Consider the following 21,647-nt stretch of genomic DNA (forward strand, 5'->3'; position numbering starts at 1 on the left):
TCGGTCAGCTCGGTCGGCTCGGCCAACTCGGCTGGATCCTCGCCGTGGCCAGCCAGCTCACCTCGATCGGTGCCCTGCCTGTCGCCGTGGCCAGGGCGCGTGGGCAACGAGATCGCCCTACCTGCCGGGCCTGGTCATGCTCCGACTCGCTGATCTGCACCCGGGCCCGGCGAAGACCGGCACTCGCGACGCCAACGTGATCGCTGACGCTTGCCCGACCCTGCCGCACGCGCTGCGCCGGGCCGACCCCGTCGCACCCCCGATCGCCGTCCAGCGGATGCCGCCCGGGCGCCAACCCCGCGTCCCCCGTCTCCGGCTCCGGCCGCGCCGGTCGCGCCCGCCCCAGGCGAGATGTTGATCTGCTGGCGCTACGAAATCGCTGTGATCATGGGGTTGAAACCGCGATTTCGCATCGCTAGCAGATCCACTACGCCACGCGGGCCCACCGCAGCCTCTCATCCGGCGACCGCAACGGAGCCGAGGGAAGCAACGCCACACCGCCGTGTCGACACCCTGCGTCCCAGACTCCGCACTTCCGCCTCATAGCAGGCGCAAAAGGGTGGAAAGCCGACGAAATCCGCAGCGTCGTCGATGGGTTCGTGGCGCCCGCACTCGCTGCCCGGCAACCATAGGGACCCCGGCTCGGGCCCAGCCTGGTCATGGGTCGGTGTTCCGTTTCGGCTCGAGCGTGGTCCCGGGGTTGGTGTTTGGTTTCGGCTCGAGCGTGACCCCAGGGTTGGTGTTTGGTTTTGGCCCGAGCGTGACCCCGGCGCTGGCGCCGTCGTCTGGGCCGCCCGGGCGTCGGTGGTCGGCTTCCGGCGGCAGCGGTGTCAGCGGCTGGTCCGGGGTGACAGGCGTCGGGTGAGGGCCGGGCCGCGCCGCGGTGATGGGTAATCTCGCCGTGTGCAGATCCGCCGGGCTACCGCCGCCGACGCCGACGAACTGGTTCGCCTGCGCGAGGTGATGCTCCGCACGTTCTCCGGTCCGGACTGGAGTGACGACTGGCGTGAGTCGGCCCGACGCATCCTGGTCAGGCGGCTCGACGAGGCGGAGCCGACGATGGCGGCGTTCGTCGTCGATCGGGCGGAGGGTGCCGGGCTGGCCGCCTGCGCCGTCGGGACGATCGAGGAGCGGCTCGGCGGGCCGGGGCGGGCGAGCGGGCTGATGGGGTACGTGTTCAGCGTCGTCACCGACCCCGACCAGCGCCGTCACGGGTATTCGCGCGGATGCGTGACCGCGCTGCTGGCCTGGTTCCGCGCCGAGGGCGTGGATGTGGTCGACCTGCGGGCCTCGGCTGACGGTGAGCCGCTCTACCGTTCGCTCGGCTTCCAACGGACCCAGGACCCGGCGATGCGCCTGCTCCTCTGATCGACCGCCGGTGCAGGCGACCGCCGGTGCAGGCGACCGCCGGCACAGGTGGCGATCGGCTCAGGCCAATGACCGGTGCAGCGGCGGCCGGCTCGGGCAGAGATCGGCCCGGGTGGCGGCCGGCTCAGGCGGCCCGGACCTCCAGCGAACGCGTCACCTCGGTGCGCAGCTGGGCCGGGTCGGCGCCGAGCTCGGTGAGCACCCGCATGCCCAGCCCGTGGCCTTCGCGGAGGATGCCGAGGAGGATGTGTTCGCGCGCGATGTAGTTGTGGTTGAGCCGCAACGCCTCCCGCAACGCCAGTTCCAGGATCTTCTTGGCGCGCGGCGAGAACGGGATGTGCCCGCCCAGCGGGCTCAGCCGGCCGAACAGGCCCTTCTTCTTCGGCGCCGGGTGCGGCAGCCGTAGCGAGCCGGCCCCGAAGTTCTCCTCGATGGCGGCGCGGACGGCTTCCAGGTCGATGCCGATCGCCTTGAGCGCGGCTGCGTCCTCGGCGTCCCGGTCGGCCAGGGCGGCGGCCCCGGTGGTGCGGTCGCCGGTGTGCCGGACGATCGCGGCGCGTACCCCCTGGCGGTCGATGCCTGCCGCCCGCAGCACCCCGGCCAGGGAGCTCTGTTCGTCGCTGACGAGGCTGAGCAGCACGTGCTCGGTGCCGATCGTGGTATGGCCCAGGTCACGGGCCTGCTTCTGGGCGCCGATCACGGCGGTGCGGGCCCCTTTGGTGAATCGCTCGAACATCTCAGTCCTCCCGCAGGTCCCGCGTCGGCATCAGCTTGGCATGTTTTTTGTGTACGCCTTGGCGCGTCACTTCGAGAGCATCGGCGATCTCCTGCCAGGACCAGCCTTTGGCCCGGGCGTTGGCGACCTGAAGGTGCTCGAGGCCCTCGAGGAGGCGGCGCAGCGCCACGACCGCCCGCAGGCCGACCCGTGGGTCGGTGCTGCCGGCGGCGGCGGCGAGATCGGTCGCTTCGGTCATGCTGTCAACCTACGTTGACGCAGGGGAGTTGTCAACGAGGGTTGACGATCGGCGGGTGAGGGAGAACAGAAAAGGGCGCCCCGTGAGACGGGGCGCCCGGCGGGCGGAATCTGAAAGCAGTGGGGCCGAGGTCGCGTCAGCGTCCCCGGCCGGTCTTGTCCTGCAGTTCGTCGATCTTGACGGAGGCCTCGGCCTTGGTCAGGCCGTCCGGCACGTCCTCGTGCGCCTCCGAGGCGAGCGTCTGCAGGTAGGACTCCTGTGCGCCGGTCGCCGGCTCCTCGCCGGTCGTCCAGTCCGCCGGGTCCTTGATCGTGTTGCTGTTGTCGGCGTTCGTCTGGTCGGCCATCACGCCGTCCTTCCGGGTAGTGGTGTCGGTGTCGAACGCCTGTACCACTACCCGGTGAAGGTCACTCCCAAGCAGGCAGATTGCCCAGCGACACGGTGAGTTCCACCGGGTGGTGGACGGGTGCGGCCACCGTGAAGCGTGCGCCGAACGGGTCGCGCAGTTCGGCGAAGGCGCTCAGCCCGGCCTCGGCCGGTTCCGAGATCACCGCGCCGCCGAGGCGCTCGCAGTGGTCGGCCGCCTCCTGGATGTCGGCCACCTGGAACGCGGCCCGCCACCAGGCACCGCGGTAGCCGGCCGCCAATCCGGCGATCGCGTCGTGCCCGTGGTTGAGCCACTCGCCGGTGCCGAACTCGTGGCGCAGCAGCCAGCCGAACGCGGAGCCGTAGAACCGGGCCGCGCTGTCCGGGTCGTCGGTGATGAGTTCCGGCCACGACATGGTGCCCGGTTCGTCACGCGCCTGGGCGCCGGCGAAGTCGGTGCCCTGCCACAGGCCGATCACCGCACCGGCCGGGTCGACGACGACGGCACGCCGGCCGCCGTGCGCCTCGGACGGCCCGCTCAGGCAGTGTCCGCCGGAGAGAAGCGCCTGCTCGAGGGTCTCCTCGATGTCGGGAGTGCTCAGGTGCGTGAGCCAGCCGTCCGGCCGTTCGAGCACGCTGCGGGAGAGCCCCGCCACGGCTCGTCCGCCCAGCTTGAACCGATCACCCGCCGACTCCCAGCCGAACAACTCTCCGTAGAACTCCGCCGCACGTGCGGGGTCCGTACTCGCCAGTTCCACCCAGCAAGGTGTCAAGGGTGCATAGCCTCTGATCCGCATGAGCCGCTCCATGGTGGACATCCCCAGTTGCTTGAGCACTCTACGGCACTGAATACGCTTCGTCACCACCGCACGGTTCATTGTCCGGTTTAGAGCAGAAAAGTATTACCTAGCGTGAGTGGTTGAGTGGTCCAGGTGACGCATCACCGGAGTTGCCGCGATTCCGTGCAGGACAACGGAGACGACGACTACGAATGCGGTGGTTGCCCACAGGAGATCGGCGCGAGGGAAATTTGCGTGTGTCATTGCGTACGCTAAGTAATAAAACGAGCCGATGCCACGGATCCCGAATGCTGCGATCACCCAGTGTTCCGCCGTGGTGCCCGGAGCGCCCCGCAAAGCGGCAAAAGCGGCCAGCGGACGGATCAGGAAGATCAGGGCCAGGCCGGCCAGGGCGGCCTGCCAGGTGAGCGGCGCCAGGAGGCCGCCGACGACGGCTCCGCCGAGGAGGAGCAGCAGCAGTACGGTCAGGAGCCGTTCCGTCTGCTCCGCGAAGTTGTGCAGAACCTGGTGGTAGTCGTGGGACCGCTCCGCCGCCCGGATCGCCCGGGCCGCCACGAAGACCGCCAGGAAGCCGTAGCCGCCGGCGACCTCCACCAGCCCGTACGCCAGGAAGGTCGCGGCCAGCGCGAGGAAGCCCTCGGAGTGATGGGCCAGGCGCAGCGCGTCCTTCCGGGCCCGGAAGAAGAGCTTGCCCAGCGCCCAGCCGATCAGCACGCCGCCGCCCAGGCCGACCGCGCCCTTGTACAGGACGTCCTTCAGCACCCATTCGCCGAGCCAGCCGGCCGGGTCGAGGCCGTACAGCGCGATCGCGATGGCGGCGTAGACGAAGGGGAACGCCAGCCCGTCGTTGAGCCCGGCCTCGGAGGTCAGTGCGAACCGCACCTCGTCCTCCGAGTCCTCCTCGTCGGTCGGCTCACCGACCTGCACGTCCGAGGCGAGGACCGGGTCGGTCGGCGCCATCGCGGCGCCGAGCAGCAGAGCGGACGCCGGCACCAGACCGGCCCACCACCAGCCGAGCAGTGCCATCGCGGCGATGGTGATCGGCATCGCGATGATCAGGAGGCGGCCGGTGGAGGCCCAGCGGCGGCGGCCGAACGGGCGGTCGATCTTCAGGCCGGCACCCATCAGCGCGACGATCACGCCGATCTCGGTGAGGTGCTCGGTGAGTTTCGCGTGGGTGAGCGGGTCGGCCTCGGGCAGGTTCAGGGGTAGGCCGAAGACCAGCATGCCCAGGCCCAGGAAGGCGATCGGCATCGACAGCGGCCGGCGTTCCACGAGGCGGGGGAGGATGCCGGCGAGCAGGGCGCCCACCCCGATCAGGGCGAACACCAGGTCGGACAGTTGCATCAGTGGATCTCAGCGGGAACGACGTGCGTGCGGGCGGTGCCGATCAAGGCGGTACGGATCAAGGCGGTACGGATCAAGGTGGTGCCGGTCGGGGTGCTGTCGGCGTCGAGGGGAACTCCGGGTTTCATGGCCGGAGCATTTACCCGTCTTGATCCTCGCGAATCAGCAACATCTCGAACCACACAGTCGAGCCGCGCACCGTCGGGTCGGTTCCCCAGGAATCGCTCAGGTCCTCGATCAGGCCGAGGCCCCGGCCGCGGCTCGCGAGCGCGTCGGCCCGGGCCCGGATCACGCTGCCCCGGGTGCCGGTGTCGGCCACCGAGACGAGCAGCCGCTCCGCGTTCAGGTCGATGTGGACCTGGGCCGGGGTGCCGGCGTGCAGCAGCGCGTTCGTGGTGAGCTCGCTGGTGCAGAGGATCGCGGCGCCGATCACCGGCTCCGGCACCGACCACTCGCGCAGCCGGGTCGACATCCACTGCCGGACCCGGCTCGGGCCGGTCGGCTCGGCGGGGACCAGCATCGTCGCGGCCCGGCTCATCGCCAGCGCGTGCTCGACCGCGAGCACCGCCACGTCGTCGTCGGTGGTGCCCTCCACCGCTGCGGTGGCGAGCGAGCACATGTTGCGCGGGTCGCCGCTCGCGGAACCGGCCGCCGCGGCGACCAGCGCGTCCAGCCCGTCGTTGAGCGGGCGGCCGCGCCGCTCCACCACGCCGTCACTGAACATCAGGATGGTGTCGCCCGGCTCCAGCCGCAGCGAGCCGGTCTGCCAGCGGCCGCCCAGCCCGAGCGGGGCACCCGGCGGCACCTTCACCAGCTCGGCGGTGGCCGGCCCGCCGCGGTGACCGGCCCGGCGCAGCACCGGCGGCGGGTGGCCTGCGCTGGACAGGATGATCGTGCCGTCGGTGGGGTCGAGCACCCCGTACACCACGGTTACGAAAATCTCCTCGTTGCGCGACTCGGCGCTGAGCGAGCCGACCAGCCGGTCCAGGCCGGCGAGCACGCTCGGCGGCGTCGGATCGGTCAGGGCCAGGGCGCGCAGCGCGGCCCGGACCTGGCCCATCACCGCGGCGGCCCGCACGTCGTGCCCGGCCACGTCGCCCAGCACCATCGCGAGCCGGCCGTCGGCGAGCCGGAACGCGTCGTAGAAGTCGCCGCCGGCGGCGTTGCCGTCCACCCCCACGTCGTAGCGGGCCGCGATCCGGAACGTGTCCAGCTCGGGCAGGTGCTCCGGCAGCATGCTGCGCTGCAGCAGCTGGGCGGTGCCGTGCTGGGCCTCGAACCGGCGGGCCCGCTCGGCAGCCTGCGCCACCAGTTCGGCGGCCGCCTTCAGCAGCGCGCGCTCGGCGGGCAGCCAGGTGTGTGCCCGGGTGAAGCCCATGGTCAGGGCGCCACGCAGGGACGGCGTGCGCAGTGGCAGGGCGGCCAGCGCGCGGACTCGCCGCTCATGCCGGTCGGACGCCACGTCGCGCAGCGGCTCGCCGTCGGCCACGAACGTCGCGCGCCCGCTCTCCGCCGCCGCCACCAGTGGCGCCGACGGGTCGGAGTTCGCGCGCCGCCACACCGGTGGCAGCCGCTCGTCGGCCTCGTCCAGCATCTCGCCGCGAATGCGCCGCACATAGCGGTAGGCCAGGCCGTCGTCGACCGCCAGCACGCAGTGGTCCAGGTCGAAAGAGCTCATCGCGTACGCCAGGACGACGCGCGTGACATCGTCGATAGTCAGTGCGCCGGCCAGTCGGGCGGTCAGCTCGCCGAGACTCTGCAGCCGGTGGATCACCTGGGTGGCCTCGGCGGCCACCGTCAGCACGCCGGCGACGGCGCCGCGCGAGTCACGGACCACGGAGTGGCCCTGGGTGTAGAAGGCCGGTTCGGTGCCACCCGGCCGGATCGGGACCTGGCTCTCCGGCTCGAGGACGGCCCGGCCGGTGCGGTGCACCTGGCCGATCACGTCACCCATGCCGGAGTGCAGCCAGGCCTCGCCGAACGCCTCGGCCGCGGGCCGGCCCAGCGCGGCCGGGTGCAGGTCGTGCAGCACGTCGGCGTACGCGTCGTTGTAGAGGACCAGGCACTCGGACCCGAAGGTCAGCATCATCGGAACCGGTGAGGCGAGCATCAACTCGACGGCAGCGCGCACGGCCGGGTCCCACCCGGTGATCGGGCCGAGTGAGGTGCCCGACCAGTCCTGGGCGTGCACCAGCGCCGCGCAGCCTCTGCCGGTGTGCTGTGCACCAACGCCCTGCACGGGCAGCGTTGAGATCGCTGCCGGGCGGACTCCGCCCGAGCCGATCGCTCCCGAGCCGACCATGATGAAAGCCTAACCCGAGTGGTCCGTTTGTACGATGCCGCACCGGCCGACCGTCCGGTTACCGACGGTACTCAGGGTGCGTGTCGTCGCGATTTCACACATAAGGCTACCCGGCGTGATCTTGCGGATGCGAGGTGCGGTGCCCGCGCGGGAGCCCGGCGTGCCGGTTCCGCCGCCGGGCACGGGATGACCCGGGGCCCTAGGGTTGGCCGGTGAGGTGCCGCAGTGGCGGCCGTGCGAGACGAAGGAGGGCGGATGACCGGGGACGGGTTGAGCCGTGGGCTGAGCGACATGTGGCGCTCGCTGGTGCTGTTCCTGCCGTACGCGCTGGCGTTCGGCGCCATCGTGCTCGTCGGCTACCTGCTGGCCCGCCTGGCCCGCACGGTGACTCGCAAGGCCCTGCACCGGGCCGGCTTCGACCAGGTGGTGCGGCGGGGCCCGGCCGGTCGCGTGTTCCGCGGCGAGGCGGCCGCTCCGTCGCAGATCTGCGCCCGGATCGCGTACTACCTGGTGCTGCTCGTCGCGTTGCAGCTGGCGTTCGGCCTGTGGGGCCCGAACCCGGTGAGCGACCTGCTCAATGCCTTGATCGGGTGGCTGCCACAGCTTTTCGTGGCGATCGTGATCGTGGTCGTCGCGGCCGCCGTCGCGGGCGCCGCGCACGATCTGATCGCGTCGAGTCTCGGCGGTCTCGGATACGCCCGCGTGCTGGCCAAGGCGGCCGCCGTCGTGATCGTGACGCTCGGTGTGATCGCCGGCCTCGACCAGGTCGGCATCGCCACCTCGGTGACCCGCCCGCTGCTCGTCGCGATCCTCGCCACGGTCGCCGGCGTGATCGTCGTGGGTGTCGGTGGCGGGCTGATCCGGCCCATGCAGCAGCGCTGGGAGGGCTGGCTCGACCGGGCCGCCACCGAGTCCGGCGCGATGCGGGACCAGGCCCGGGCCAACGCCGACGAACGTGCCCGGCTGGCCGCCGAGGAGCAGGCCCGCCGCGCGGAGGAGGCCCGGCTCGCGGAGCAGGCCCGGCTGGCCGAGGAGAAGCGCAAGGCGGAGGAGGCCCGGCTCGCGGAGGAGGCCCGCCGCGCCGAGGAGGCCCGGAAGGCGGAGGAGGCCCGGCAGGCCGAGGAACAGCGCCTCGCCGAGCAGCGGCGCCGCGCCGAGGAGGCCCGGCTGGCGGAGGAGGCCCGCAAGGCCGAGGAGGCCCGGCTCGCGGAGGAGGTCCGCAAGGCCGAGGAGACGCGGCAGGCCGAGGCCCGGCGCGCGCAGGAGGAGCGCCTCGACCAGGAACGCCGCGCTGAGGGCGAGCGGCTGGAATGGGAACGTCGTGCCGAGGCCGAGCGGCCGGGCGACGAGACCCAGGTCATCGCGGTGCCGCGGGACGATCGGCCGCACCTGGTGCCCGGGTTCGACCGGGACGACGACGACACGACGGCCGTGGTCCGGGAGACCGAGGTGATCTCGCGGAACCGTCCCGGCAGCGGCGACACGACGGTCGTCACGCAGGGCACCGGCGACGAGGAGCCGACGCTCGTCCGGCTGCCCGACGAGGACGCGACAGTGGTGATCGCGGAGACCGACGAGGGCGAGCGTACGCAGGTGGTGTCCCTGCCCCCGCACGAACAGACCCAGGTCATCGAGCCGGGGGCGGCCGACGACGAACCCCGGGGTGGCCGGCCCGGTAGGTAGAGGTCCGGCAGGCGCGGCCCGGCCGGGCACCGCCGATGCCGATGCCGATGCCGATGCGGCGGGGCCGGCGCCGGGAGGATCCCGGTGCCGGCCCCGATCAACGGACGCCAGAACTATGGGTACGGGCCGTGTTCCGGCCGTCGGTCAACGAATCAGCAGGTCAGCACGTCGAAGCGGGCAGCGGGCAGCGGGCAGCGGGTCAGTTCGCGATCGGGAGCGTGCGGGCCAGCATGCAGACGGCGAGCAGGCGACGCAGCACCCAGTCGTCCTCGGACCAGTTGATCTCGCCGTCCGGGGCCTGCCAGCCGTGCTGGAAGGCGGCGTCGCGGACGCCCTCGGCGTACGCGGCGAGCAGGATCGCGGTCAGTGGCCGGCTGTCGGCGGAGAGGCTGTCCCGGACGCCTGCGGCGTGCTGGTCGATGACGGACATGAAGCCGGGGTTGTCCTGGGCGGCAGCGAGGCCACTGACGCCGACTGCGGCGGTCAGGTCGGCAAGCGAAGCGTTGGCGGAGCGCTGGGCGGAGCGGGCGGCGGCGTTGCTGAACAGGCCATTCATGAGAAGAAACGTTATGGAGGCTCGGGTGTCCAACGGTTCCCCGAACAGGTGCAGGTCGGTTGAAGCCGCCGGATCGGGGAACTGCGTCGGGGCGGAAATCGAACGAAGGGATCGCGAATGGGACACGACACCGACGGACCGGACGCGGAGCACCGGCGGCCGGCGGGCCTGAACGACAACACCGTCGAGGCGCTGGGCAAGCTCAGCGAGGCTCTGGAGACGGTGGAGCGGGTCCGCGGTCACCTCTACTCGATGCACCAGCTGGTCGGCACCGCCGATTTCATGCTGGACGAGGCGGTGTCGCTCTTCGAGAAGGCCGGGCACGCCGACGTGGCGGAGCGGATCCAGAACGAGCTGATCGGGCTCAACGTGATCCCGGGCCACTGGACCTTCCAGATCGTCGAGGAGTTCGACGACGGGTATTACACCGAGTTCCGCACCGTGGAGAAGGACGTGCGGGACCGCCTCGCGCAGGGCCGGCGGCACCTTTACGAGGCGGAACTCAAGGAACAGCGGCGGACCCGCGGGCGGCCCGGCCACGAGGCGCGACCCGATTACTCGGCGTAGTCGACTGCCTCGGGGCGGCGGCGCTGCGCGTCGTCGGCGACGATCACGGTAGCGACGAGGAGGGCCACGACGACGGCGAAGAACCAGGAGGCGTCGTCGATCAGTTTTGCGGCAAGCGGCGCTTGGAAGGCGGCGAGCAGAAAGCCCAGCCACGCGAAACGGCGCTGACGTTCAGACAGGAATCCGGCATCTCGCACCCGGACAGTCTTACTCGATCAGGACGGAACGCCGTCACCCGTTCGGCCGATTCTGCGTTGTCCGATGGTGCCCCCCGCGTTGCGCCACCGCCGCTCAAGCGTGCTCCTGCCCGGCCTGTCCTTGCTGGCCGGGGCCGTTTTGACGGCCTCCTGCCAGGAGTCGCCGCCACCCCCGCCGGTGGCGAAAAAGCCGATCACCGCGGTGACTCCGGCGAAGGACGAAATATCGGCAAAAACCATGCCGGTTCTGGCGGGGCCGCTGCAAGCGCGAACGGGAGCGTGGCTCACGGTGAGTGACGCCGCGAGCAGGGTACGCGTACGCTTCGCCCGCCTACCCGGCCAGCTCTACCGGATCACGACCGCACCGGACGCCGGCGTGACCCCGGTGGTGTTCCGCCGCGGCGGCCGGGTGGTGATCCGCCTGCGCGGCACCGGCGGCGACGGCCTGGACGAACTGCGGATCGTGCTGAACCGGGACGTCCGCTGGGACATCCGGCTGCCCGCCGGTGCCGGGGAGCAGCAGCTCAACCTGCGGCACGGCCGGGTGAACCGGGTCGTACTCGGCTCCTCGGGACTGGCCGAGCTCTCGCTGCCGGACCCGGTCGGCACGGTACCGGTGACATTCACCGGCGGAGTCGGCGCCGCGGTGGTGACCGCGGCGACCGGTGCGCCGTTCCGGATCCGGTTCGATCAGGGCGCCGGGTCGGTCCTCACCCCGTGGACCGCGAACAACGGGACCCCGGCCGGGACGGTGCTGCGGGAACCCGGTTACCGGCGGGCCGCCGACCGCTACGCGATCCGGGTGCGTTCGGGCCTCGGCGACCTGACACTGCGCCGCCGGGACCCGCGGTGACCCGGCGGCCGGTCGATCAGTGGGGGCCGGTGTGACCGGTCGTGCTCGGGCGTGAACCGGACTCCTCCGGCTCCTGCCCGGTGTCGTTGTCACTCGCGTCGTTCTGGCCGTCGATGTCCCACGTGGCCATCGCCCGGTTCAGCTCGTCGAGCGGCAACTTCTCCTCGTCGCGCCACACGCCGTCCTGCTCTCGATCAGTCATGGGAGTCCGGTTACCCGTACCCGGAAAAGCGAAACGGCCGCCCGGAGGCGGCCGTCCCACAGTGACCGGGGTCAGATGCCCGGCCGGTCCACCTGGCCGCGCCAGGCGCCGGTCTCGACACCGCCGCGGCTCTCGATGAACTCCTTGAACCGGTCCAGGTCGCCCTTGACCCGGCGGTCCACGATGCCCAGCTTGTCGCCGGCGTTCTCGACGAAGCCCTGCGGGTCGAAGTCCATCTGGACGGTGACCCGGGTGTGCGTGTCGTCGAGCCGGTGGAAGGTCACCACACCGGCCTGCTTCTCGCCGTTCGTGGCGTGCCAGGCGACACGCTCGTCCGGAAGCTGCTCGGTGATCTCGGCGTCGAACTCACGCTTCACGCCGGCGATCTCGGTCTTCCAGTGCGTGTGGGTGTCGTCGAGCTGACGGATCTCGTTGACACCCTCCATGAAGCGGGGGAAGTCCTCGAACTGGGTCCACTGGTTGTATGCCGTGCGGACCGGGACATTGACATCAACGGACTTCGTTACCGTGCTCACGCGGTTCTCCCTTTCGCTGGCGTACGGGAATGCGGATGACGTTCAGATCGGCGGGGCTCCGGCGGCTCGACGGCGGCCGGTGCCTCCCGCTCACGACTGAAGTGGTGCCCGTGCACCTGGGGGCTAAACGTGAGGCGTTCGGTGTTTCCGCTGCCCCTCGATGGGTAGCGTGCCGCTGTGGAGACCGTGGATGCGATAGTCGTCGGAGCCGGGCACAACGGACTGGTGGCGGCGAACCTGCTCGCCGATGCCGGCTGGTCGGTGCGGGTACTGGAAGCGACGCCGCACCCGGGTGGTGCCGTCCGTTCCGGGTTCGTGACCGCACCCGGCTATCTGTCCGACCTGTTCAGCTCCTTCTACCCGCTCGGGTACGCGTCGCCGGTGATGCGCGCGCTGCGCCTCGACGAGCAGGGTCTGACCTGGACGCACGCCCCGGACGTCTTCACCCATCTGCTGCCCGACGGCCGTGCGGCGACGGTGAACCGCGACCTGGAACGCACGATGGCCTCGATGGAGCGGTTCGCCCCCGGCGACGGTGAGCGGTGGCGCACCGTCTACGACGAGTGGCGCTCGGTCTCCGCGAAGATGCTGGACACCCTGTTCACCCCGTTCCCGCCGGTGCGCAACGGCGTCAGCCTGCTCCGGGAGCTGCGGGTCGGCGGCGCGCTGCGGCTGGCCCGGCGCCTGGTCCTCTCGGTCCGCGAACTCGGCACCGAACTCTTCGACGGCGAGGGCGCCACCCTGGCGCTGGCCGGCTGTGCCCTGCACACCGACCTCTCACCGGAACAGGCCGGCGGCGGGGTGTACGGCTGGCTGCTCGCCATGCTCGGCCAGGAGTTCGGCTGGCCCGTTCCGGTCGGTGGCGCCCAGGAGATCACCAGCGCCCTGGTCCGGCGGCTCACCGACCGCGGCGGCGAGATCGTCTACCAGGCGCCGGTGAGCCGGGTGCTGGTGGCCGGCGGCCGGGCGATGGGTGTGCGAACCGCCGACGGCCGCGACTGGCGGGCCCGCCGCGCGGTGATCGCCGACGTGCCGGCCCCCGCCCTCTTCCTGGACCTGGTCGGTGAGCGCTGGCTGCCGCCGCGCTTCGTCGAGGACCTGGCCCACTTCCGCTGGGACGGCGCCACCCTCAAGGTCGACTGGGCGGTGGGCCGGAAGGTGCCGTGGCGCAACACCGACGCCACCACCGCCGGCACCGTCCACCTCGGCGCCGACCTGAACGACCTGACCCGCTACTCCGCGCACCTCGCCGTCGACGAGATCCCGCCGAAACCGTTCATGCTGCTCGGCCAGATGAGCACGGCCGACCCCGCGCATTCGCCGGAGGGCACCGAGTCGGTCTGGGCGTACACCCACCTCCCGCACCGCAAGTCATGGCAGGCCGACGAGATCGCCGAACACGTGGAACGGATGGAGGCGGTGATCGAGGACCACGCGCCCGGCTTCCGCGACGCGGTGCGGGGCCGCAACGTGTTCTCCCCGGCCGACCTGGAACGCGAGAACCCGTCCCTGGTCGGCGGCGCGCTCGGCGGCGGCACGGCGGCCGCGCACCAGCAGCTGTTCCTGCGCCCCATCCCCGGCCTGGGCCGGCCCGACACCCCGGTCGACCGCCTCTTCCTCGGCAGCGCCTCGGCCCACCCGGGCGGCGGCGTGCACGGCGCCCCCGGCGCCAACGCGGCGCGCGCCGCGCTGGCCCGCGACCGGTCCCTGACCGGGGGCCTCTACCGAGCCGCGATCAGCGGCGCCAACCGCCTGATCTACGCGGACTGACCCGCCACCCCCGCGCGGGTGGGCCGGGCGCGGTGGAGCGCTGGACGCGGACGAATTCTGGGCGGTACGGGGCCGCGCAGCGAGCGGGGGCCGGGCACACTGCGCGGTAGGGTCGTTCCGGTTACGGCTGGACGGCGAGTGCGGTGGCGACGAGCACGAGCGCGGTGAGCAACGCCAGCACGGCGACTGTCACCGCTGCCGCGGCGCGTAACAGGGCGCCCATCGGCGCGAGGACGCGACGGACCATGTGCAGGGCGAGCAGAATGCAGGCGGCAGTGGCGAAGTAAAGCAGGTTGTGGTGCGGCGACATGGCGGACCCCTATCTCCGGCTGACCACGGGCGAGTGGTGCCGAGACGGTGGAGCGGGATGACGGGCACCCGGCCGGGTGAAGCGGGCCAGGAGTGCGCGGCCCGCGATTCGACTATGCAATTCCTCGGAGATCCCGTGCAATGCATGTGCAAGGGGTGGTGAAACCGGCGCCGAACCGGCAAATGACCTGCCAGATGGCAATCTGGGATCGGCGAATTGCCATATGGCGAAGGGGAGCATTGCATACGGCTCGATGGCTGATCGCGTCTGATATGAGTTGCAGTGTGTCTGGGGTGCAATGTGCCGGATTAGCGATCTTGGGATCGGGACTGTGAGAATCTGCGACCATGCAAAATGATCTCGTCCTGACCCCGCTGGCCGTTACCTGCACCACTGGGACATGCCCCACCGTCTATACGACAAATCGGAGCAGCGTCATCGTGCAGGGCTACACGGTGACCGCCGCTGCGGCCGCTGTCGACGTGCCCGAGGGTGAGCAACTCGTCGAGATCCCCCTCGAACTCCTGGCCGACGCCGTGCGGGCGCAGCAGAAGGTCTAGGTCGGGCCCAGCCTGAGGGGGAGGGAACGAGGGATGCCGGGCGTGGCCGATGAGGATTCCGGGCCGGGCGCTTCCGGCCGGGATCCCGGACGTCCGGTGGGCCGGATCCTGCGGCAGCGCCGTGAGTCGTTACGTCTGACCGGCAACGCCCTCGCCTCACTGGCCGGCATGACACAGGCCAAGGTGTCCAGGATCGAGACCGGACGCACCGGCGCGGCCCCCGAGGACGTGCGCCGGCTCGCCGAGGCGTTACGGATGCCGCCCGCGGAGATCGACGATCTGGTGCGGCGCGCGGCCGGCGGGCGGACGACCTCCGTACCCATGACGCAGTGGCGCCCGGAGGAGAGCGGACTGGCCCGCCGCCAGGTCGAGGTCGCGCGGGCCGAGCTGGCCGCCCATGAGATCTGGACCTTCCAACCGGCGGTGGTCCCCGGCCTGATGCAGACGAGCGGGTACGCCGAGGCCGTGATGCGACCGCAACGCCGGCGGACCGGCCGGGCGGCGCCCGAAGTGCCGGAGGTGGACCTGCTCGACGGGGTCGCCGCCCGGTTACGACGTCAGCGCATCTTGAAGCTCCCCGACAAACGGTTCCGCTTCCTGATGACCGAGGCCACTCTGAGCAATCGGCTGGGAAGCCCCGAGGACATGCTCGCGCAGCTGCGCCGGATCCGGGAGATCGCGGGGCAGCCCAATGTGTCGGTCGGCATCATCCCCGCTGACGCCGCGCTGACGCAGGCTCCGATGAACGGCTTCGAGCTGCTCGACGACACCTGGGTGATGATGGATCTCTTCAACACCGCGCTGTCGTCCCGGGTCGTCTCGGACATCGAGTTGCACCGGGACGTGTTCGAGGGGTTCGCCGAGGTGGCGGTCACCGAGATCGAACCGATCCTGGACCGCTACTCCCGCCTCTACCGTGACCGCTCCGCCGCGGGCTGAGCACCGGTGGCGGAGCGGCGCCGGTGCTCAGCGCTTGTCGTCGCGTTCGGCGATGTCGGCCAGGCGGCGCAGCGTCTCCACGTTGCGGCGGTGCAGCACCAGGTCGTTGACCTTGTTCTGGACCCAGCGCAGGGGGCCGGCCTCGAAGTCTTCCTTGATCACCACGCGGGTGGCGGTGCCGCCGTTCAGCGGTTCCAGCCGGATGTCGACCACCGCCGCGCCCAGCGGCCAGAGCCCGGCGTTCAGCCGTAGCTGCCGGTTGGGGGTGCAGGCCAGCACGGTCGAGGAGTCGTGCAGGGAGACTGGCCACGGGCCGGCCTTGTGGTGCAGTTTCGAGCCGGGACTCGGCCAGGAGGACTCGACGTCCCGGATGTGTACGGTGCCGACCACCCAGTCGCTGTATGTCCAGCCGTCGGCCAGCACGGCGAAGATACGCTCGGGAGGGGCCTGGATGGTGCGCGCCACGATTGCCACGGCGAACGGATTACCCTGCTGGCGGCCCTTGTAACGACCGGCCCATGTTTACGTATCGAACTCAGGGGCAATCCCGACCGCGTAATCGAGCTCGCCCCCTTCCGGCTGTCGTCGCGTGGCGTCGTACCCGACCGCAGCCTGGAAAAATAGCCGCCGAAGGAGACCACGGTGCGGATTGCGATGATCTCCGAGCACGCCAGCCCGCTGGGCGAAGGCGGCCAGCATGCCTACGTCGCCGAGCTGTCCGGTGCACTCGCCGAGCTCGGTCACGAGGTGCGCGTCTACACCCGGCGCGACGACCCCGACGTGGCCGAGGTGGTCGCCACCCCGAGCGGTGTCCGCGTCGTGCACGTGGTCGCCGGCCCGGCCCAGCCGATCCCGCCGGACCTGCTGCTGCCGCACATGGGCGAGTTCGCGCGGGTGCTGAGTGACCAGTGGCGCGGTGACGGCTGGCGGCCGGACGTCGCGCACGCCCACTTCTGGACGAGTGGCCTGGCCGCGGTGACCGCCGCACGTCAGATCGGGATCCCGGTGGTGCAGTCCTTCCATGAGCTCGCGACCCTGCGCGACGCGCCGAAGGACGTGCGCGGCCCGTCGCGGTCCGGTTACGAGCGTGCGCTCGGCCGGGCGGTGGACCGGGTGGTGGCACAGACCCAGGACGAGGTACGCGGCCTCGTGCGCATCGGGGTGCCGCGGGAGCGGCTCACGATCGTCCCGGCCGGTGTGAACAGCGACCGCTTCACCCCGGACGGCCCGTCCGTGCAGCGCGACCCGGAACGCCCCCGGATCCTCTCCGTCGGCCGGCTGGTGGAGCGCAAAGGCTTCGGCGACGTCATCGAGGCGATGCGGTACGTGCCGGGCGCCGAGATCGTCGTGGTCGGCGGTCCGCCGGCCGAGCAGCTCTCCGCCGACCCGGGCGCCAAGGTGCTGCGCGCGATGGCCGAGCAGTTCCGGGTCGCGGACCGGCTGCGCCTGGTGGGTTCGGTCGCGCACCGGGACCTGCCCAGCTGGTACCGCTCGGCCGACGTGGTGGTGTCCGCGCCGTGGCAGGACGAGGACCTGCTGGAGCAGTCCGCGCTGGAGGCGATGGCCTGCGGTGTGCCGATCGTCGGCACCGCGGTGGGCGCGCTGAACGAGACCGTGGTGGACGGGCTGACCGGTGACCTGGTCCCGGCCCGTGACCCGCGGGCGCTGGGCGGTGCGCTGCGCCGGTTGGTCAACGACAAGGTGCGCCGCTTCACCTATGCCACCGCGGCGCTGGATCGGGCGCGTCAGGCGTACTCCTGGAAGCGTGTCGCCGCCCAGGTCGGCTCGGTCTACTCGAGCCTGCGCCGCAGCAACGCACCGAGCGCGGAGGCGGTCACCGAGGGGGTGTAGTCCGGCATCAACCGATCGGTGGACCGCCACTGTCGCTCGCCGGTCGATTCGGTCCCGGTGGTGTTTCCGCGACGCTTGGTGCATGGCAGTCATCGAGGTCAAGAACCTGAGCAAGCGGTACGGCGAGACACTCGCCGTCCGGGACGTCTCGTTCGCGGTCGAACCGGGTGAGATCTTCGGCATCCTGGGTCCGAACGGTGCCGGCAAGACCACCACTGTCGAATGCGTCGCCGGTCTGCGGACCCCCGACTCCGGCCGGATCACCGTCCTGGGCCACGCGCCGCGGGACCGGGCGCTGCGTGCCCAGGTCGGTGTCCAGCTCCAGGAGAGCGAGCTTCAGGAGAAGCTGACGGTCCGCGAGGTGCTGGAGCTCTACAGCGCGTTCTACCCGGACCCGGCCGACTGGCGGAAACTCGCCGGGGACCTGGGCCTCACCGAGAAGCTGCGGACCACGTTCGGCAAGCTCTCCGGAGGCCAGAAGCAGCGACTGTCGATCGCTCTCGCCCTGATCGGCAACCCGCGGATCGCGATCCTGGACGAGCTGACCACCGGCCTCGACCCGCAGGCCCGGCGGGACACCTGGGACCTGATCTCCGGGTTCCGTGACCGCGGCGTCACGCTGGTGCTGGTCACCCACTTCATGGAGGAGGCTGAGCGCCTCTGCGACCGGATCGCCGTGATCGACCGCGGCGAGGTGGTCGCCCTGGACACCCCCGCCGGCCTGGTCGAGCAGACCAGCAGCCAGGACCAGAAGATTCGCTTCCGTCCGTCCGCCCCGATCTCCGACGAGTTGCTCTCCGCGCCTCCGGAGGTCACCCGGATCAGCCGGCAGGGCGACCGGATCGAGGTCAGCGGTACCGGCAACCTGCTCCACGCGGTCACCTCGGTGCTCGCTGTCAACGGCATCGTCGCGGTGGAGCTGCGCCTGGAGCAAGCCACCCTCGACGACGCCTTCGTCCGCCTGACCGGCCGCGCCTCCGAGGAGTCCCCGTCATGACCGTCTTCCGCAAGCTCGTCGCCGCCGAGTTCCGGACCGCCCTGCGGGAGCCGCTCTACCTGTTCTTCACGGTGATTTTCCCGGTCGTGCTGATCGGCATCCTCGGCGCCGTGCCGTCCTTCCGGGAGCCCAGCGACGACCTCGGCGGCCTCCGGGTGATCGACGTCTACGCCGGCATCGTGATCGCGCTGAGCATCGGCATGATGGGCCTGCAGGGCATGCCGACGGTGCTCGCCACCTACCGGGAAAAGGGCATCCTGCGGCGGCTCGCCACCACACCCGTCAAGCCGGTCGCGCTGCTCGGCGCCCAGCTGACGGCAGCGCTGATCACCGTGCTGGTCTCCGGGGTGCTGGTCTTCGCGTTCGCCGGGACCGTCTACGGCGTGCCGATGCCGGAGTCCCCGGTCGCCTTCGTGCTCGCCGTGGTGCTGGCGACGCTCGGCGTGTTCTCGATCGGGCTGGTGATCGCGGCATTGGCACCGAGTGGCAAGGCCGCCAACTCCATCGGGCTGCTGCTGTTCTTCCCGCTGATGTTCTTCGCCGGGCTGTGGGCGCCGCGCCAGGTGATGCCCGAGGTGCTGCGGCGGGTCAGCGACTACACCCCGCTCGGCGCCGGTGAGCGGTTGATGCACGAGGCGATGACGGGGCACTGGCCGAACCTGCTCTCCGTTACGGTGCTCCTGGGATACCTGTTGGTGTTCGGGGCGGTTGCCGCGAAGTACTTCCGCTGGGAGTGACGGACATGCTGGACGCCGAGGCGGAGGAAGGCTCGCAGGCGGTTCGCGAGTGGTGGATCACCTGGCTGACCTACGGCACCCTGGCCGGCTCGTTCGTGCTGGCCCTCGCGACCCGCGACAGCGGCCTGCCCGCGCGGCCCATCCCGCTGGTCCTGCTGCTCACCGTGGTGACCGCGGCCTGGATCGGCTGGTGGATCACCCTGCACCCGCAGTGGGAGAAACGTCTCGGCCACATGCTGGTCTTCCTGGCCGGGCTGTACGTGCTCAACGTCGCGCTCGTCTGGTGCAGCCCCTTCTACGGCGTCTTCACCTGGACCGGCTACCTCTTCGTCGCGTACGCGTTGCCGGGTCGCTGGAGGCTGGCCGGTGCGGTCCCGGTCGCCGCCGTCGCGGCGGCCTCCCAGATCGGCGGGGTCCAGAACTTCGCCGAGGACGGCGTGTGGCTCATCTACGGCGCCGTCCTCGGCTGCAACGTGCTGATCGCGACGGTGATGTTGCAGGTGGAGACCCGGACCGAGCAGAACCACGCCCGCCGGGAGCAGATGCTCGACGAGCTTGCCGAGGCCAACGCCAAGCTGGAGACCGCGATGCGGGAGAACGCCGGCCTGCACGCTCAGCTCCTGGTCCAGGCACGGGAGGCGGGCGTCCTGGACGAGCGGCAGCGGATGGCCGGCGAGATCCACGACGTCCTGGCGCAGGGGCTGACCGGCATCGTCACCCAGCTGGAGGCGGCCGAGGGCCACCCCGGCGAGCGGGACCGGCACCTGGCGGCCGCGAAACGGCTGGCCCGGGAAAGCCTGACCGAGGCACGCCGCTCGGTGCAGGCGCTGCGGCCACAACAGCTGGACAGTGCGGCGCTGCCGGAGGCGCTCGGCGAGATCGTGGAGATCTGGGCCGAGCGGACCGGCGTGAAGGCGGAACTGGTCACCACCGGGATGCCACGCCGGCTGCTGCCGGAGATCGAGACGACGCTGCTGCGTACCGCACAGGAAGGCCTGGCCAACGTGGCCCGGCATGCGGGCGCCCACCGGGTCGGTCTCACCCTTTCCTACATGGAGGACGTGGTCACCCTGGACGTGCGCGACGACGGCGCCGGCTTCGACCCGGCGCAGTCCCGCACCGGCGGCGCCGACGGCGGGTTCGGCCTGCAAGGCATGCGGGAACGCCTCGCCCGGATCGCCGGCACCATGGAGATCGAGTCCGAGCCGGGTGGCGGGACTGCGCTCTCCGCCTGCGTGCCGGCCGTCGCGGTCGGCGGCATCGCATGATCGGCCTGCTGATCGTCGACGACCACCCCGTCGTCCGGGACGGTCTGCGCGGCATGTTCGCCGGCGACAACCGGTTCACCGTCCTCGGCGAGGCCGGCAACGGCAGGGAGGCGCTCGCGGTCGCCGGCGCGGTCACCCCCGACGTGGTCCTGCTCGACCTGCGAATGCCGGTGATGGACGGCGTCACCACGATCCGCGAACTCAAGGCCGCCGGATCGGCCGCCCGGGTGCTGGTCCTGACCACGTTCGACACCGACAGCGACGTGCTCCCCGCGATCAAGGCCGGCGCCACCGGATACCTGCTGAAGGACACCCCGCGCGAGGACCTGTTCCGCGCGGTGATCTCGGCGCACCGCGGTGAATCCGTGCTCTCCCCGGCCATCGCCGGCCGGCTGATGGGCGAACTGCGCTCACCCGCGAAGGAGCCGCTCAGCCAGCGCGAACTCGAAGTACTGACACTGATCTCGCAGGGCTGCACGAACCGGGAGACCGCCGGCCGCCTCTTCATCAGCGAGGCCACGGTGAAGACGCACCTGCTGCACGCGTACGCCAAGCTGGGCGTCCGCGACCGAGCCGCCGCGGTGGCCGCCGCCTTCGAACGCGGCCTGCTCGGCCGCGAATAGCCCGCAGTCCCGGGCCGCCGACCTCTTACCTGAGGCCGGCCTCCCCCCGGACCACGCGCCAGCTCCCGCGCCAAGGTCGAACTCCTCGGGCCGGCGGGTGCCCGAAGCCGCCCGTCGAGCCGGCCGATCGCGCGCCACCCACCACCCTCAGCTGTCACTCACGGTTGCCCACCGCCCCCAGAACCAGCCGTGCGTGACAGCCAACCGCCCCCGGCTGTCACGCACGGCTGCCCGGCGTCCCAGAAACCAGCCGGAGGTGACAGCCATCCCGCTCCGGCGGCTGGCCGCTCCGGCCGCTCCGGCCGGCTGTCTGGTGGCTCGGAAACCAGCCGTGGGTGACAGCTGGCCCGCTCCGGCCGGTCTGGCTGTCACGTACGGCTGTTTGGTGGCTCGGAAACCAGCCGTGGGTGACAGCTGGCGCGTTCTGGCCGGTCTGGCTGTCACGTACGGCTGTTTGGTGGCTCGGAAACCAGCCGTGGGTGACAGCTGGCGCGTTCTGGCCGGTCTGGCTGTCACGTACGGCTGTTTGGTGGCTCGGAAACCAGCCGTGGGTGACAGCTGGCCCGTTCTGGCCGGTCTGGCTGTCACGTACGGCTGTTTGGTGGCTCGGAAACCAGCCGTGGGTGACAGCTGGCGCGTTCTGGCCGGTCTGGCTGTCACGTACGGCTGTTTGGTGGCTCGGAAACCAGCCGTGGGTGACAGCTGGCGCGTTCTGGCCGGTCTGGCTGTCACGTACGGCTGTTTGGTGGCTCGGAAACCAGCCGTGGGTGACAGCTGGCGCGTTCTGGCCGGTCTGGCTGTCACGTACGGCTGTTTGGTGGCTCGGAAACCAGCCGTGGGT

General features: G+C 71.2%; 25 protein-coding genes and 1 pseudogene. 13 read left to right on the forward strand and 13 right to left on the reverse strand.

The window, feature by feature from the left end; translation table 11 throughout:
- Positions 1-17 precede the first annotated feature (17 nt).
- Positions 18-238 (forward strand): annotated as a pseudogene (locus LPA41_RS10280) (transposase); the annotation flags it as partial.
- A gap of 665 nt (positions 239-903) precedes the next feature.
- Positions 904-1,368: a GNAT family N-acetyltransferase gene (locus LPA41_RS10285; protein WP_229069854.1), complete on the forward strand. Its 465-nt coding sequence runs from the start codon at positions 904-906 to the stop codon at positions 1,366-1,368.
- Between the two features lie 124 nt (positions 1,369-1,492).
- Here the strand turns inward: LPA41_RS10285 and LPA41_RS10290 are convergent, their stop codons facing one another.
- The 7 genes from LPA41_RS10290 to LPA41_RS10315 form a co-directional block, all read right to left on the reverse strand.
- On the reverse strand, positions 1,493-2,104 hold the full coding sequence (locus LPA41_RS10290; protein ID WP_229069855.1) for a Clp protease N-terminal domain-containing protein: 612 nt from the start codon (positions 2,102-2,104) through the stop codon (positions 1,493-1,495).
- Between the two features lies 1 nt (position 2,105).
- Positions 2,106-2,342, reverse strand: a complete 237-nt coding sequence (locus LPA41_RS10295) for a helix-turn-helix domain-containing protein (protein WP_229069856.1) — start codon at positions 2,340-2,342, stop codon at positions 2,106-2,108.
- Positions 2,343-2,478: 136 nt separating this feature from the next.
- The gene (locus LPA41_RS10300; RefSeq protein ID WP_229069857.1) at positions 2,479-2,688 is read right to left on the reverse strand and encodes a DUF3072 domain-containing protein; all 210 of its coding nucleotides are present in this window, start codon (positions 2,686-2,688) and stop codon (positions 2,479-2,481) included.
- A 61-nt stretch (positions 2,689-2,749) separates the two neighbouring features.
- A complete protein-coding gene (locus LPA41_RS10305; protein ID WP_229069858.1) occupies positions 2,750-3,466 on the reverse strand; it encodes a VOC family protein in 717 nt (238 codons plus the stop codon).
- Positions 3,467-3,610: 144 nt separating this feature from the next.
- Entirely contained in the window at positions 3,611-4,855 is a 1,245-nt protein-coding gene (locus LPA41_RS10310) for a sodium:proton antiporter (protein ID WP_229069859.1), read from the reverse strand.
- The gene (locus LPA41_RS41795; protein ID WP_255689457.1) at positions 4,855-4,983 is read right to left on the reverse strand and encodes a hypothetical protein; all 129 of its coding nucleotides are present in this window, start codon (positions 4,981-4,983) and stop codon (positions 4,855-4,857) included. The genes LPA41_RS10310 and LPA41_RS41795 overlap by 1 nt, the downstream gene beginning before the upstream one ends.
- A gap of 11 nt (positions 4,984-4,994) precedes the next feature.
- Positions 4,995-7,157: an ATP-binding SpoIIE family protein phosphatase gene (locus LPA41_RS10315; RefSeq protein WP_229069860.1), complete on the reverse strand. Its 2,163-nt coding sequence runs from the start codon at positions 7,155-7,157 to the stop codon at positions 4,995-4,997.
- A 255-nt stretch (positions 7,158-7,412) separates the two neighbouring features.
- Here LPA41_RS10315 and LPA41_RS10320 point away from each other — a divergent pair, with 255 nt between their 5' ends.
- Positions 7,413-8,840, forward strand: a complete 1,428-nt coding sequence (locus LPA41_RS10320; RefSeq protein ID WP_229069861.1) for a hypothetical protein — start codon at positions 7,413-7,415, stop codon at positions 8,838-8,840.
- Between the two features lie 199 nt (positions 8,841-9,039).
- On the opposite strand, the gene LPA41_RS10325 is transcribed toward LPA41_RS10320, so the two are convergent.
- Positions 9,040-9,396, reverse strand: a complete 357-nt coding sequence (locus tag LPA41_RS10325; protein ID WP_229069862.1) for a DUF6401 family natural product biosynthesis protein — start codon at positions 9,394-9,396, stop codon at positions 9,040-9,042.
- Between the two features lie 117 nt (positions 9,397-9,513).
- Here LPA41_RS10325 and LPA41_RS10330 point away from each other — a divergent pair, with 117 nt between their 5' ends.
- Complete coding sequence (locus LPA41_RS10330; protein WP_229069863.1) at positions 9,514-9,963, forward strand: hypothetical protein; 450 nt, start codon at positions 9,514-9,516, stop codon at positions 9,961-9,963.
- Here the strand turns inward: LPA41_RS10330 and LPA41_RS10335 are convergent.
- Positions 9,951-10,160 (reverse strand): hypothetical protein, encoded by a 210-nt coding sequence (locus LPA41_RS10335; protein ID WP_229069864.1) that lies wholly within the window; start codon positions 10,158-10,160, stop codon positions 9,951-9,953. The genes LPA41_RS10330 and LPA41_RS10335 overlap by 13 nt on opposite strands.
- Positions 10,161-10,449: 289 nt before the next feature.
- Between LPA41_RS10335 and LPA41_RS10340 the strand changes: the two genes are divergently transcribed.
- The gene (locus LPA41_RS10340; RefSeq protein WP_229069865.1) at positions 10,450-11,013 is read left to right on the forward strand and encodes a hypothetical protein; all 564 of its coding nucleotides are present in this window, start codon (positions 10,450-10,452) and stop codon (positions 11,011-11,013) included.
- 16 nt (positions 11,014-11,029) lie between these two features.
- On the opposite strand, the gene LPA41_RS10345 is transcribed toward LPA41_RS10340, so the two are convergent.
- Both LPA41_RS10345 and LPA41_RS10350 read right to left on the reverse strand, forming a co-directional pair.
- On the reverse strand, positions 11,030-11,215 hold the full coding sequence (locus LPA41_RS10345; protein ID WP_229069866.1) for a hypothetical protein: 186 nt from the start codon (positions 11,213-11,215) through the stop codon (positions 11,030-11,032).
- Between the two features lie 71 nt (positions 11,216-11,286).
- Entirely contained in the window at positions 11,287-11,751 is a 465-nt protein-coding gene (locus LPA41_RS10350; protein ID WP_229069867.1) for an SRPBCC family protein, read from the reverse strand.
- Positions 11,752-11,928: 177 nt separating this feature from the next.
- Here LPA41_RS10350 and LPA41_RS10355 point away from each other — a divergent pair, with 177 nt between their 5' ends.
- Positions 11,929-13,521 carry an NAD(P)/FAD-dependent oxidoreductase gene (locus LPA41_RS10355; protein ID WP_229069868.1) on the forward strand — a complete coding sequence of 531 codons (1,593 nt, stop codon included), beginning with the start codon at positions 11,929-11,931 and terminating at the stop codon, positions 13,519-13,521.
- Between the two features lie 121 nt (positions 13,522-13,642).
- Here the strand turns inward: LPA41_RS10355 and LPA41_RS10360 are convergent, their stop codons facing one another.
- Positions 13,643-13,831 (reverse strand): hypothetical protein, encoded by a 189-nt coding sequence (locus tag LPA41_RS10360; protein WP_229069869.1) that lies wholly within the window; start codon positions 13,829-13,831, stop codon positions 13,643-13,645.
- Between the two features lie 347 nt (positions 13,832-14,178).
- Between LPA41_RS10360 and LPA41_RS10365 the strand changes: the two genes are divergently transcribed.
- Together LPA41_RS10365 and LPA41_RS10370 are read left to right on the forward strand one after the other, a co-directional pair.
- The gene (locus LPA41_RS10365) at positions 14,179-14,391 is read left to right on the forward strand and encodes a hypothetical protein (protein ID WP_229069870.1); all 213 of its coding nucleotides are present in this window, start codon (positions 14,179-14,181) and stop codon (positions 14,389-14,391) included.
- A gap of 42 nt (positions 14,392-14,433) precedes the next feature.
- Complete coding sequence (locus LPA41_RS10370; RefSeq protein WP_229069871.1) at positions 14,434-15,330, forward strand: helix-turn-helix transcriptional regulator; 897 nt, start codon at positions 14,434-14,436, stop codon at positions 15,328-15,330.
- A 27-nt stretch (positions 15,331-15,357) separates the two neighbouring features.
- Here the strand turns inward: LPA41_RS10370 and LPA41_RS10375 are convergent, their stop codons facing one another.
- The gene (locus tag LPA41_RS10375; protein ID WP_229069872.1) at positions 15,358-15,804 is read right to left on the reverse strand and encodes an SRPBCC family protein; all 447 of its coding nucleotides are present in this window, start codon (positions 15,802-15,804) and stop codon (positions 15,358-15,360) included.
- A gap of 168 nt (positions 15,805-15,972) precedes the next feature.
- Between LPA41_RS10375 and LPA41_RS10380 the strand changes: the two genes are divergently transcribed.
- The 5 genes from LPA41_RS10380 to LPA41_RS10400 all read left to right on the forward strand — a co-directional run bounded on the left by LPA41_RS10380 (position 15,973) and on the right by LPA41_RS10400 (position 20,806).
- Complete coding sequence (locus LPA41_RS10380) at positions 15,973-17,181, forward strand: glycosyltransferase (protein ID WP_229069873.1); 1,209 nt, start codon at positions 15,973-15,975, stop codon at positions 17,179-17,181.
- An 82-nt stretch (positions 17,182-17,263) separates the two neighbouring features.
- Positions 17,264-18,178 (forward strand): ABC transporter ATP-binding protein, encoded by a 915-nt coding sequence (locus LPA41_RS10385; protein ID WP_229069874.1) that lies wholly within the window; start codon positions 17,264-17,266, stop codon positions 18,176-18,178.
- On the forward strand, positions 18,175-18,915 hold the full coding sequence (locus LPA41_RS10390; RefSeq protein ID WP_229069875.1) for an ABC transporter permease: 741 nt from the start codon (positions 18,175-18,177) through the stop codon (positions 18,913-18,915). Before LPA41_RS10385 ends, LPA41_RS10390 begins: the two co-directional genes overlap by 4 nt.
- A gap of 5 nt (positions 18,916-18,920) precedes the next feature.
- Positions 18,921-20,183: a sensor histidine kinase gene (locus tag LPA41_RS10395; RefSeq protein ID WP_229069876.1), complete on the forward strand. Its 1,263-nt coding sequence runs from the start codon at positions 18,921-18,923 to the stop codon at positions 20,181-20,183.
- Positions 20,180-20,806 carry a response regulator transcription factor gene (locus LPA41_RS10400; RefSeq protein WP_229069877.1) on the forward strand — a complete coding sequence of 209 codons (627 nt, stop codon included), beginning with the start codon at positions 20,180-20,182 and terminating at the stop codon, positions 20,804-20,806. Before LPA41_RS10395 ends, LPA41_RS10400 begins: the two co-directional genes overlap by 4 nt.
- Positions 20,807-21,647: the final 841 nt, after the last annotated feature.

The organism is Actinoplanes sp. DH11 (assembly GCF_020873875.1).
Classification (GTDB): domain Bacteria; phylum Actinomycetota; class Actinomycetes; order Mycobacteriales; family Micromonosporaceae; genus Actinoplanes.